Genomic DNA, 12,220 nt, shown 5'->3' on the forward strand with positions numbered 1-12,220 from the left:
CGCCGGCACGCGGCCCTGGCATCTCTCGCGGTATAGAGATCGGGTTCCTCATCCAGGAAGGCGGAAAGCGACCGCCCGGAGAGGTTCATTGTTGTCACGGAGAGCATACGGCGAAGCAACAGGCTCAATTGACTCTGGAGAACATCTCCCGAATAGCGGATTCGCAGTATGCTATTGCAGTAGCAAAGATATCGTCAATTTTGTTGTAGCTATCTACGGTCCATGTAGGCCTCATACTATCAAGTGCCCCTTGAGGTAATGTTGCCAGATTGGTTCCTTTTCTTATGAACGTCGCAACATGTGGTTTTCTATCTCGATAGCACCAGCCGTATTCCATCCCGACGGAATCGAGCAGTCTTGTTTCTCTTTCGGCGGGCGGAATAAGAACGAAAATATATATTTTACTTGAATTGTATAGCGTTTCGCTGATCCGAAGGGAGTATCCTGCATAGGTCTCATCTGGTCGTCTTGGAAACGCTTCATGCAGGTTTATCGACATTTTTACGTTCAATCCACGCTTTGTCAAAGATTCTTTGACTCTCGCCAGGTCATCTATGCGGGATTGAGAGAAGTAACCGAAAATACCAATCTGAACCGTCTTTAAAAAATGTAGTGTATTCCTCCTCTCTACTGCGATTGTCCGGAGGTATCATACGTTACTATCATAGTCCCCTACAAACCATTAAGGCAGTTAGTTTAAAAAATGTAACTTTGCTGATATAAAGATATAATAAGTTACAGGTTCTAAACCCGGGGTGAGGTGCTGAGACGATGGATCAGGAAGTGGTTGATACCTATCTCAATAAAATTCCCGTGCAGGCCAGGGAATTGGTGCAAAACCTGGACGCGAATGAAAAATGGGCTGTCTACGCCGCTCTTCTTCAAAATGAGAGAATGAGTTTCAGCGAGTTGAGGGATTTGTTCGATATGAATCCATCTCAGATCGATAGAATTTTGAAATCGCTTGTTGCAGGCGGAATTGTCTATAAACGTGCTAAAAGCCTCAAAGACGCAGATGATAACGCCAGGTCCTATTACGAATTATCGATGCTCGGTCAAAATTTTTACAACGCCATGTTCGATCTGGTTATTCCCCCAAAAAGAAATGCACCGCCTGCTTACAGCACGAGTTCGCCTGAGCACAGGCAGGTAGTCACGTCACCCATGAATCCCGCATCGCATGTACTTGGGGGGTCTCAACACGGTAGATCGTCCGCTATCAGGGGTGCAGCCAAACCAAGACTCCCGACGGCGGTAGGTGCGTAATTATGCCAGAAGACGGGAATGTTCACATTATCGCAGAGAAGGCGCCGGATTATAGGGTTATCAGTATAGACGGGGCTTATACCTGGCTGAACGCCCAGGCCGGATCCATCGACTTTTTCTGTGACGTCATTGAGCCGAAGGTCGATAACGAAGGAAACCTCAGTATTCCGGAGGTGAAAAGGGTGTTTCTTTTCCAGATACGGATGACCCGGCAATTTTATGAGTCGCTTGCAGAGTATATGGCGCTCAATCAAAAAAACGTCGAGGAGGCCGAGCGAAAGGGAGAGATGTGAATTAACCCGGCTTATGACCTTCTACTTCCTGTTTTAAGCGTTGGAGCCTTTTCCGGGTCGGTTATCCATTCTTTGTTTGTTTTGAGAGGCTCTCGTCAAACGTGTCGATCCTCGGGATCGTCCATTCCATCACTCGCTGAAAAGGTCGTCTATCGAAGAGATCTCTCGGAATCGTCCGGCAGCGATATCTTCCTCGCTCTTTTGTATCATCGCCATCGTCTCGGGATCGCTCGAGATCTCGATGGTATCGAGGAGGGCATCGAGATCTTCCCGCCGGACCATTGTCTCCTGGATCTTCTTGATCTCGAGATAGAGTTCATCGAGGGTGACGGTCGGGGTCATGGCCGGTAGTCACCGCCAGTTCCAGCGCAACGTGTTTCGATGGAACCCGGGGCTGCTATGGGGATGGTTTCCCTCCCGTATACGGCCGATCGCAACCGCAACCCGGTCATGCCGTACCTCGCTCGCGTGCACAGGAAACAGCCTCCGCCATCACGCTAGCACGGAACCTCTCACTCATCCACTCAACGGAGACCAGATCTACTTTCCTCTGAAAGAGGTCCTCAAGGAAGTCCCCTAAATTCAGTAAATTGTCGTAAGTGTCCATCTCCGGACAGAATGAGTATATGATATCCAGATCTGATTCCGGTGTATCCTCCCCACGCGACACGGAGCCGAAGATACCGATTGTTTCAATATCTATTTCTCTCGGAGGACCTGAAGCTCACGCTCAAGGAGGGCCAGAACTTGCGGTTTGATGGATTGATATTCTTTCACCAGCGATCGCCTCCGGGACTTGCCGATGATAGTTCTTTGCCATCAGGGGATATGAGGTTTTGCCGGTTAGGGGTTGGCCTTGGATCGCGCCGGTTGATCCCGGTAGACGATATGGGTTTTTACCCGGCAGAGGGGCAGTCACATCATTCTGCAGCATTCTGATGGAAGAAGTATCATTGTCCATCAGAGAGAAGAACCCGGGAGAGGGATATTGCGAGCGACCATCCGGCAGGCCGGCCTCGCCCGCGAGGAGGTTATGGAGGGTTTCGGCGGTCTCATTCAGAGACCGCCTCCTGTACCGGAGGTTGATCCGGCCGTCCAGCGTCAAAATGCTTACCCGGTCCCGACCGAGGGAGAGTACCCGGGCATCGTAACAGATGGCCCTGTGCTCCCGGAACGAGATCTCGGTGAGAGACTTTTGGGGTTTGCCGAGAGCGGCGAGCATCTTGTTCTGCTCCTTGATCGCCTCCCGGGTGCTCCGATAACTCCCGGCAACCTTGCGGAGGGCAAGAAGGGTCATCTGTGCCGAGAGCCCGGAGGTCCCCCGGATACGATGATACCGTCTGGCCTGGAGCCCACGGTCAGAGAACTGCCCCTCAGAAAAGGCAACCGGCGAGGCCGCATTGTACCGCTCCATCGTGGCGAACAGCAGCAGTCGTTCGTCGGGAGACGCAAAAAACCGCAACTCAGTCGCCGATTGCATACACCGTCTCGATTGGCGCTCGCCCGGCATAAAGAATACCGCCGCGAGGTGAAAGTGAAAAAGGGTATCGGGATATGTGGAGGGCCGATTCCTCCCACGACTCAAGTCGCGGGAATCCTCAGCCCATTATTTTGAACGGAGCCCTGACAAAATCGTTATATCTTATGGCAACCTATGGGTAGTTATGGCAACGACGATCCAGCTCCAACCCGAGACCAAGTCCCGCCTGGATACCCTGAAAACGCATCCTCGGGAGAGTTATGACGAGACACTCAATCGTATCCTGGACGCGTTCTTCGATCCGGAACCGCTCTCTGAAGAGACCCTGCAGGAGATCGAAGAAAGCATTGCGGACATGCGGGCCGGTCGGGGTCGCCCCTTCGAAGAGTATGCTCGGGAACGTGGCCTTAAATGATCTGGCGGCTTCACCTCCTGCCAGAGGCCGAGCGGAAACTCAATAAACTCCCGGACCTTGATGCCCAACGAATCAAGGACGAACTCGACGCCCTGGCAGACGAGCCGTACCCTCGCCTGTACGCCAAAAAACTGAAAGGACATCCGAATAGTCCGTTGTATTCTTTTCGTGTGGGACAGTACCGGATCACTCTTGTGTTCGAGGATAATGTGATGGTTATTGCCGCGATCGATGTCGGCAACCGGAGCAACGTCTATCGGAAATATTGATGTGTCGCAAAAACTGCGAAACCGATAGGTCAATCCCAGCTCGTTAGCCGGCACGCGACGCAGCACCACCCGACCGGCACGAACGATCGCTTCCCCCTCAATCCGGCTCTGCACATAGGTCCGAAATGACCCACCCATGGGGCACCACCAGCCGACCGCGTGCAGTCGAGGCATGCCGGGGCGAACATGATAGCGTTCATCGATGGTGACAGCCGGGGTCATGACTGGTAGTCATCATCAGCGCTCTTAACTATATTTCGGCGGGGTCGGGGGTCGCTTGTGCGGATGGTTTTTCCTCGCGGCCATACGGACCCGGGCTGATCGTCTGGGTGGTGCCCCCCGAGCCACCTGGTAGTCTGCGATCCCCTGCGGGTGTTCTCGCTTGCATGCCGTCCGGGGTACGGCTTTTCCTCGGGCTGCGCACCTGGTGGTGCTCGAGTTCCGGACGTTCCGGAACGTCGCTTATGCCATGACTGCCCCGCCCCTGAGGGGAGAGGAACGACTGCCGAACGGCAGGAGTTCGAGCACTGAGGGTGCGGGTGGGGTTGATGGTTAGTGCGGATCGTTGCGCAAAACAGGGGAGGGGAAGACTCCTCCCCGCGAGCCGCCACCCCCTGAGGCGAATAGCCCTCACGGTCCACAGCTTCGGCACCCACGGCACCGGCAGAAACATAATACCGTTGCAGCGATCATCACTATCTATGACTCAGAGCGCAAGTCCAGATAATTCCGATATGGTGAGTATCCGTGTCAGCCGTGCGACCCAGGAGAAGCTGAAGAAGCTGAAGAAGGGGAACATGACATACGATGATGTGATATCTCAGATGGTCAACGATGAAAATTGGGATGTTGAAAAACTGGATGCCGATCTAGATAACATCGAGAAGAAATCTAAGTTTTACACCTTCGAAGAGGTATTCAAAGGTGTATGAACTGATCTTCAGTGAGGAAGCGCTCAAATACTTATCACAAATACCGAAAAAAGACCTGGTACATGTGAAAGAGGTCATCTCTTTATGCCTTGGAGAATTTCTGAAAACGATGACCAGGCGATGCAACAAGAAACTCCTCAAGGGTTCTAAGAAACGCACGTACCGCCTTCACATATCGATGACACACACCGTATTCTACCGTATTGATGACGAAAACAAGCGGGTCCTCATAGATGATGTGATGGGAATAAACCAGGCGCACAGCAGATACGGATTATACTGATTTTCTTTTTATAGGCCGCACCGGGATCGCCCTCCAGAAAAGCCTCTCACTCCTCCGTGTCGGACGCTGCCTTTCCCTCCCGGGAACCGGGTAGTTTTCTATCGACGGTTCAATCCGGCAGGGTAGTTCGCGGGCACCACACAAAGTATACTTCTCTCTCTGACAGACACCATGTGTATGCAGACGATAGAGGTATCCGACACGATATATAACGAGATCCTCTCGCGCAGAAAAGGGAAGGAATCTATCAGCAAGACCCTTGAGCGTGAATTAAAGCCAAAACCAAAAGCGGTGGCGACCTGTGGGACTGCCGTGAACGTTAAAGAGGTAGACGAGATGGTCCGAAGAACCAACAGAGAGAAAACGTACACATCCGAGGAACTCCGCGCAAAGTACGGGATTTAATCATAGTTGGCCGTAAGTCTGGTGTGCTCTCTCGTACGTCAAAATTTCGTGGACCTTTGCGTGTCTGTCCGGTTTCTCTCCAACAATGGTATATATCAAGGTAAACTTTCTTTCTATGTGCAGCCTGTGTGCACCTGTTTTCGACCCCTTGCTTTTTTATTGCAGCGGGAGTCATAATCGAAAAGATGCTCATCAAGGCAGTAGTCCGCCCTGTCCAATATTTTTCTGATATATTTCGCGTTATCGCCCCTTAACTCTCCGAAGAATTTTTCGGCAGTATGCGTGTATTCCACACGGCCCATTCTACCATCCCGTCTCCTGCATTCTCTCAATATACTCCTCTGATGCCATAGAATACCGTCGGTTTTGCACCCGGGTAACAATGCCCCGACCTCTGTCGGGGGTGGAGTCGTCCCGGCGGGATCCCCGGCCGCTCCAGGTTCTGCCGGGCAGCACGGTGCCGGGCGAGACTCCTCAGAATACGCCGGCCAGGCCTTGAGCGATGACTGTCTGCCGGCGGGGCCTTCACCCGCTCCGCGGGCACGAGGGGGTGCGGGACCGCTCTTTTGTCCCGTCTGCCGGCCCGGGTGCTCCCTGCGGCCGCGGGGGTGCTCTCTGGTCGCTCTGTTTTCTGTTATAGTTGTTTTTGTTGCGCGCATCTGCAATAGGGGCCGTTTCGTGTGCTTTTTTCCTCCCGGCCCCGGGCCTCCCGGGGTGCCGACCCCGGCCGCCGGAAGAACTCTGGTACGCCCCCGGATCGCTTCCTGGGGGGATTCCTGCGCCCCGATCCGCCCCTGCTCAAATTTCACACGAGATGAATGATATTTCCCGGAAGGCAACATTTTAACCGCTATTATCCCAATTCGGGGCATTTGCGAAACGATCGTTTTTAGACATCTTTATATGTCGCATTGGGATTTCCCTCCAAAAAGTCTCTCGCCCCTCCGTGTCGGACGCCGCCTTTCCCTCCCTGGAACCGGGTGGTTTTTCATGATTTATCGTTAACTCGCCCGGAATCATACCGGCACCTTTTTACTTTCATTTATGGTATTTGATATTAGAAGCAGCGGGGCCGCGTTCGCACCTATTGGTGCTCGAGCTCCGGCCCCCTGGCCCATCGCACTTCGCACCTCCGGTGCTCATGCTCCGGCCCATGGGCCCACCGCACTCTGCACCTATCGGTGCTCAAGCTCCGGTTCTCGCGAACCGTCGCATTCCACAGGAACGTCGCACTCCGGCGACTCCCCGACGACCCAGCATTCCAGCATACTCATGATGCAGCCAGCCACCCCCCAGCCCCTCTCCTGCCCGGAGAGCGTCCATGCTGCCCCCTCCCCCGAGCCGGCGATCCATAGCATATCCGGGGAGGACCGATAGTGACCACCCGGACCCGCACGCCAGCTCCTCCTGCCCGCACGGTCGAGATGGTTGTCGAGGACGACGAGGAGACGATCCTTCTCGTCGACGGCGTGGCAACCCGGCCGAAGGGGGAGCGCCCCGGCAGCATCCGGACGCTCGTCGCAATGCCGGCCTACAACGAGGAGACCTACATCGCAAAGACCATCGTCGGCGCCAAGCAGCACGCGGATGCGGTCCTGGTCGTCGACGACGGCTCGAAGGACGACACCGTCCCGATCGCCGAGGCGCTCGGCGCGATCGTCGTCCGGCATAAGACCAACAAGGGCTACGGCGGGGCGCTCCAGACGATCTTTGCGACCGCCCGCGACCTCGGCGCCGAGGAGCTCGTCATCATCGACTCCGATGGTCAGCACAGCCCGGGGGACATCTCCCGGCTGCTTACCGAGCTCAGGAAGGGTAACGACGTCGTCATCGGCTCCCGGTTCGTCGAGGGCTCGGCCGGCGATATTCCCGCCTACCGGAAAGTAGGGATGAAGGTCCTCGACACCGCGACCACGCTTGCCGGGAACAACCTCGCGATCACCGACTCCCAGAGCGGCTTTCGGGCCTACGGGAGGAAGGCGATCGAGGCCATCCACATCAGCGGCGAGGGGATGAGCGCGGGCTCCGAGATCCTGATCCAGATCAGCGACCACCACCTGCAGGTCGCCGAGGTGCCGATCAAGGTCCGCTACGACATCGAGGGGACCTCGAGCGAGAACCCGGTCTCCCACGGCGTCGGGGTGCTGATGAACATCGTCCGGCTCATCAGTCTCCGCCGGCCGCTGGTCTTCTTCGGGATCCCGGGGGCGCTCTTTGCCCTCATCGGGGTTGCTGCGGAGATCTACACCTTCTCCGAGTATTATCGGACTGCCCAGTTCCACTACATCGTCTTCACCGGCGGGTTCTCGATGCTGATCCTCGGGCTGCTGCTGGCGACGGTGGGGATCATCCTGTACTCGCTCGTGCAGTTGATGCAGGGGAGCGGGGGAGCGGTCGCTCCCGCGGCTGGAGCCTCGGCTGGACAGGGAGCCGGGAAGGCTGAGCAGGGGACTTCCCACTAGAGAGGATCTGAGAATGATTGCAATTGTGCTTGGAACCCGGCCGGAGCATGCCACGAGCTCCCGATTTCGCGTAGGATTACAATGACCACGACCAAACGTTCAACCCCTAAAGTATCCGTAGTAGTTCCTGTCCGCAACGGGGTACCTAAGATCGCACGGTGTCTCCAGGCCCTCTTTGAACAGACCCTGCAGCCTTACGAGGTCATCGTCGTAGACGGGCACTCCACCGACTCCACCGTGGAGGTTGCCGGAAAGTTCCCGGTGACCGTGGTGTACGAGGACCACGGGACCGTCGGCGGTGCACGTCAGGTCGGTGTCGAGCATGCCCGGGGAGATTACGTCGCTTTCACCGATGCAGACTGTATCCCCCGAAAAGACTGGCTTGAAAACCTGGTCCGCGAGTTTGACGACGGCATCGTGGGCGTGGGAGGGGGGATCAAGAACGTTGGCAAAGGGCTCTGGGAGGAGTCCATTGCCCTCGCCCTCGACACCTTCCTCGGAAGTGCCAACTCGGTCCAGGACCGGGTGCTCAAGGGGAAGAGGATCGTCAAGAGCATCAGCGGCTGCAACAGCATCTACCGGAAGAAGGATATCGTAGCGGTCGGCGGGTTTGATGTCCGCCTCTCCATCAACGAAGACACCGAGCTGAACTCACGGCTCCAACAACTCGGCACGATCATTTACACGCCGGATGCCATCGTTCACCACCACCAGGAGAGGGGGCTCGGGGATTTTGCGAGAAGGATGCAGTTCTTCGGCTACGGTCGGGGTGTCAACCGGCTCTGGGATCTCCAGGTGGCCCCGCCGATCGCGGCCATTGGTATCCTCCTGACGGCGTTCATCTCGCCCCTGGTGTTCTTTGCCCTGCTTGGTGTCTATGCGGCGATCATCGGCGGCTACACTCTGGTTCTCCTCGCTAAAGCACGAAGGCCCGAGTATCTTCTCTCGATACCTATTGTGTTCGTCCTTGAGCACGCATCGTATACGATCGGGTTCTGGAAAGGGACAATTGAGGCTGTCTCAGGGAGGGGTACGTAATGAGGTTCCATCTGCTGAGCCCTCTATACTCCTCATATCTATGATTGTTAAAATATTGAAACAGAAAAATGGCCCTCAAAACGGCATAGATGATTTATGAAAATCTTACTGATGCAATTCACCGGCAAGGGGGGCACACAGTTGTACCTCTCCCAATTGGCAACAGCCCTTGCCAAGACAGATAACGAAGTTGTTGTTTTAATGAGTCGGTATCTTTATGACAAATCACATTATCCGGATGATAAGGTCAAACTTATTCTGTTCGACTTTCATCCAACGTATGGAAGAGCGCTTCTAAGTATCATCAACCCGCTTACCTATCTCAGGTTATTAAAGATAATTAACTCTGAAAAACCAGATGTTGTTCATCTATTATTTGAGGATGTATTAGCCGCAATAACTCTCTATCTTATCAAACGTAAGTATCCTATAATTCTAACAGAGCATGATCCTACTCCTCATATGGGCGAGAGTCTTTTTGTACGAATAAATTGGTCCTTCGCCCGTTTTCTCCTCGAAGGGTCCAGCAGCAGGATAATTGTGCACGGGAAAAATTTGAAGGACGTTCTGTTGTTACGAGGAATCCCTGAGACTAAAATCTCAGTAATTCCCCATGGTGATTACTCCTATTATACAAAGTGGCATAACGAGAAGATCGAGCCCGATGGAGAAACAATGCTGTTTTTCGGGTTAATAAGAGACTATAAGGGTTTAAATTACTTAATTAAAGCGATCCCATTCGTTCATTCTCATTGTCCGGAAGCAAAGGTGATCATTGCAGGTGAAGGAGATTTTTCGAAATACGAAGCAATGGAAGAGTATCAGGCATATAAGTCTGTCTATGAGGTGTACAATGACTACATTCCTGATGAGGACGTTGCGCCCCTTTTTCAGAGAGCCAGTGTAGTTGTACTCCCGTATACGGATGCTTCACAATCAGGGATTATCCCTATTGCATATGCATTTCGAAAACCCGTTATTGTGACCGATGTAGGTAGTATCGCAGAGGTAGTTAAACAGGGTAAAACAGGGATAATAGTCCCTCCAAAAAACGAAAATGCCCTTGCTAACGCGATTAATGCAGTTCTAGACGACAAATCGTTGCGTGATGAGATGGCGGAGAATGCTTACATCTTTATGAAAGATAATCTCTCCTGGATGACAGTAGCAAAAAGAACATGCAGTGTCTATCATGAGGTAATGTCTCATGGGAGAGAACCTTCCAAGGTATAATTTCAGACGAATTCTGTCAGCAAATCTAAACGAGATAATTACTATGATTCGGCCACAATTAGACCAGGGCATCCTAAAAGAACTGCTTTATTTTGGACTACGAAATCTGAATATGCTAATACCTAAAAAGGATAACCAAATCCTTTTTGCTAGTAAACCCGATTATTCGGATAACGCAAAAGCACTATATGAATATATTATGGCGAATCAAATATATCAGCAATACGATATTGTTTGGTTGGTTAGCGATCCTGAGACATTACAGATATTAACTCAAAATGGGATAAAAGCTTATCTTGAGAAAAGTGTTCATGGGCTGTATAGTATTTTTAGATCGAAATATATCATCGGGACTCATAATCACTACTGTAGACTTAAAGTGAAAAAACAATATCTGGTAAATTTGTGGCACGGAATGCCACTTAAAGCCATGGGATTTGCAGATCATCTGGAAACTGAAAGTTCGCTACAAGGTTTTAGGATCGGAGGAGAAGCTGATAACATACTAATCGCGACATCGAGTACTACAAGAAATGCAATGGTAGTTAGTTTTTTAATTGATCCACGAAAGGTTGCTATTACCGGCCAACCACGCAATGATTACCTTTTTATGGTCAGTAAAGAACAAAAATTAGCCCAGTTGCTGAACAGGGATCTATCAGAATATAATAAGTTACTTCTGTATATGCCGACCTTTCGAGTGGGCTATGATAGATTCGAAGGCACAACAGAGCATTTAGATTTTTTAAGGCTGGAAATTTTCAACGAATTCTTGAGAGATAATAATATCTTGTTCGTTCTGAAATTACATCCCTTTGAAGAGAAATATTGGTTATCTCAGGATAATTTCGAGCAGTGTAACGAAAATATTGTCGTATTAAAGACAGAATGTCTTACGACCCACCTTATCAGCATATACGAGGTACTCGAGTGTTTTGATATCCTAATTACAGATTATTCTTCGATATATTTTGACTTCCTACTCTTAAATAGGCCAATAATTTTCTTAACTTTGGATTTAGAGCAATATGCACAAACTCGAGGGTTTTTGCTCGAACCTTATGATTTTTGGACGCCAGGGCCAAAAGTCACGACAATTGAAACGCTCATGGATGAAATTCAAAAGTTCATTTCAGCTCCAAATTACTACGAGAGAGAAAGAAATACCATCAATGATTTAATTAACCAGTTTCAGGATGGGAAGTCGTGTGAAAGAGTTTGGACCCAGATCCAATGCAGAATCGGAGAAATCCCATGCAAGCAGAGATTTCAGTAATCATTCTCAACTATTGTTCATTCAACGACACACGGAATCTAGTGCTCTTTGTCCCCATTATAACAAATAAATATATTCGACAAGGCAAAGGATTTTCGAAATCCTCTTATGCTAATCGGTCACAGTTTCTACATCAATTTCCTTTGATGTACAAAAAGGAACAAAGACATTATTATCCTGAGGGGTCCTTCTGAAGTTAACTGCGCCACCCGCGATCCTGCATTGGGAAACTAGACGTTTCCTCATAGTTGTAATGGCAGTTCAGATTGCCTTTTGGGGATTAATGGGGTTAGATATACTAGGCTTTCCCGTTGCCTTCTTACGGCAGTTTGTTGGTTTCGTATACCTTACGTTTGTCCCGGGCATCTTGGTCCTTAGGGTTCTTAGGTTATATTACCTTAATTTCGTCGAATCACTTCTGTACGCAATAGGACTCAGTATTGCCATCATAATGCTTACCGGATTTCTTCTGAATGCCATCTGCCCCTTAGTTGGACTAGACTATCCGATCTCTCTCTACCCCCTGGTAATATCTATAAGCGGTGTCGTTACTTTTCTGATGGCTTTATGCCTCAAGGATCGGCATCCCAATTTACCTGCACTTCACCACGATCCTATCAAGGTTTCCCCAAGCGTCGTGTTGTTGTCAATTCTCCCAATGCTCAGTATTGTTGGGACTTATTTTGTGAACATACATTGTAATAGCGTTATATTATGGATTTTGATTCCCCTTATTGCTTTAGTGCCATATCTTATCCTATTCAATAAAATCCCTGAGCGTTTATATCCGTTTGCCATATTCAGCATCTCGATCTCCCTTCTCTACCACACAACGTTAATATCGAATTATATCTGGGGATGGGACATA

The 12,220-nt window shown here is 51.1% G+C and carries 15 protein-coding genes and 1 pseudogene; 13 read left to right on the forward strand and 3 right to left on the reverse strand.

All coding sequences use genetic code 11. From position 1 onward, the window contains the following. Positions 1-124: 124 nt before the first annotated feature. Positions 125-499, reverse strand: a complete 375-nt coding sequence (locus BRA49_RS04025; RefSeq protein ID WP_292383688.1) for a hypothetical protein — start codon at positions 497-499, stop codon at positions 125-127. Between the two features lie 272 nt (positions 500-771). Between BRA49_RS04025 and BRA49_RS04030 the strand changes: the two genes are divergently transcribed. After that, positions 772-1,266 (forward strand): MarR family winged helix-turn-helix transcriptional regulator, encoded by a 495-nt coding sequence (locus BRA49_RS04030; RefSeq protein WP_292383690.1) that lies wholly within the window; start codon positions 772-774, stop codon positions 1,264-1,266. Positions 1,267-1,268: 2 nt separating this feature from the next. Beyond that, entirely contained in the window at positions 1,269-1,559 is a 291-nt protein-coding gene (locus BRA49_RS04035; protein ID WP_292383692.1) for a hypothetical protein, read from the forward strand. 129 nt (positions 1,560-1,688) lie between these two features. Here BRA49_RS04035 and BRA49_RS04040 read toward each other — a convergent pair whose 3' ends face one another. Beyond that, the gene (locus tag BRA49_RS04040) at positions 1,689-1,901 is read right to left on the reverse strand and encodes a hypothetical protein (protein WP_292383693.1); all 213 of its coding nucleotides are present in this window, start codon (positions 1,899-1,901) and stop codon (positions 1,689-1,691) included. A 106-nt stretch (positions 1,902-2,007) separates the two neighbouring features. Beyond that, positions 2,008-2,229, reverse strand: a complete 222-nt coding sequence (locus BRA49_RS04045; RefSeq protein ID WP_292383695.1) for a nucleotidyltransferase family protein — start codon at positions 2,227-2,229, stop codon at positions 2,008-2,010. Positions 2,230-2,508: 279 nt separating this feature from the next. Here BRA49_RS04045 and BRA49_RS13600 point away from each other — a divergent pair, with 279 nt between their 5' ends. From BRA49_RS13600 to BRA49_RS04100, 11 genes and pseudogenes are all read left to right on the forward strand, one after another. Further along, positions 2,509-3,174 (forward strand): hypothetical protein, encoded by a 666-nt coding sequence (locus BRA49_RS13600; RefSeq protein ID WP_394339103.1) that lies wholly within the window; start codon positions 2,509-2,511, stop codon positions 3,172-3,174. A gap of 49 nt (positions 3,175-3,223) precedes the next feature. Beyond that, positions 3,224-3,454, forward strand: coding sequence for a DUF7557 family protein (locus BRA49_RS04055; RefSeq protein ID WP_014868006.1), 231 nt, complete (start codon positions 3,224-3,226; stop codon positions 3,452-3,454). Further along, positions 3,451-3,723 (forward strand): type II toxin-antitoxin system RelE family toxin, encoded by a 273-nt coding sequence (locus BRA49_RS04060; protein WP_292383704.1) that lies wholly within the window; start codon positions 3,451-3,453, stop codon positions 3,721-3,723. The genes BRA49_RS04055 and BRA49_RS04060 overlap by 4 nt, the downstream gene beginning before the upstream one ends. 548 nt (positions 3,724-4,271) lie before the next feature. After that, positions 4,272-4,655, forward strand: coding sequence for a hypothetical protein (locus BRA49_RS04065; RefSeq protein WP_292383705.1), 384 nt, complete (start codon positions 4,272-4,274; stop codon positions 4,653-4,655). Next, positions 4,648-4,938: a type II toxin-antitoxin system RelE family toxin gene (locus tag BRA49_RS04070; RefSeq protein ID WP_292383706.1), complete on the forward strand. Its 291-nt coding sequence runs from the start codon at positions 4,648-4,650 to the stop codon at positions 4,936-4,938. Before BRA49_RS04065 ends, BRA49_RS04070 begins: the two co-directional genes overlap by 8 nt. 177 nt (positions 4,939-5,115) lie before the next feature. Continuing rightward, the gene (locus BRA49_RS04075) at positions 5,116-5,343 is read left to right on the forward strand and encodes a hypothetical protein (protein WP_292383708.1); all 228 of its coding nucleotides are present in this window, start codon (positions 5,116-5,118) and stop codon (positions 5,341-5,343) included. A 1,376-nt stretch (positions 5,344-6,719) separates the two neighbouring features. Beyond that, positions 6,720-7,805 (forward strand): glycosyltransferase family 2 protein, encoded by a 1,086-nt coding sequence (locus BRA49_RS04080; RefSeq protein ID WP_292383710.1) that lies wholly within the window; start codon positions 6,720-6,722, stop codon positions 7,803-7,805. An 81-nt stretch (positions 7,806-7,886) separates the two neighbouring features. Next, the gene (locus BRA49_RS04085) at positions 7,887-8,843 is read left to right on the forward strand and encodes a glycosyltransferase (protein ID WP_292383712.1); all 957 of its coding nucleotides are present in this window, start codon (positions 7,887-7,889) and stop codon (positions 8,841-8,843) included. A 96-nt stretch (positions 8,844-8,939) separates the two neighbouring features. Next, on the forward strand, positions 8,940-10,076 hold the full coding sequence (locus BRA49_RS04090; protein WP_292383714.1) for a glycosyltransferase family 4 protein: 1,137 nt from the start codon (positions 8,940-8,942) through the stop codon (positions 10,074-10,076). After that, positions 10,051-11,352: a CDP-glycerol glycerophosphotransferase family protein gene (locus BRA49_RS04095; RefSeq protein ID WP_292383716.1), complete on the forward strand. Its 1,302-nt coding sequence runs from the start codon at positions 10,051-10,053 to the stop codon at positions 11,350-11,352. The genes BRA49_RS04090 and BRA49_RS04095 overlap by 26 nt, the downstream gene beginning before the upstream one ends. A gap of 253 nt (positions 11,353-11,605) precedes the next feature. Beyond that, positions 11,606-12,220, forward strand: a pseudogene (locus BRA49_RS04100) (hypothetical protein); the annotation flags it as partial.

This window comes from Methanoculleus sp. UBA430 (genome assembly GCF_002506585.1).
GTDB lineage: Archaea > Halobacteriota > Methanomicrobia > Methanomicrobiales > Methanoculleaceae > Methanoculleus.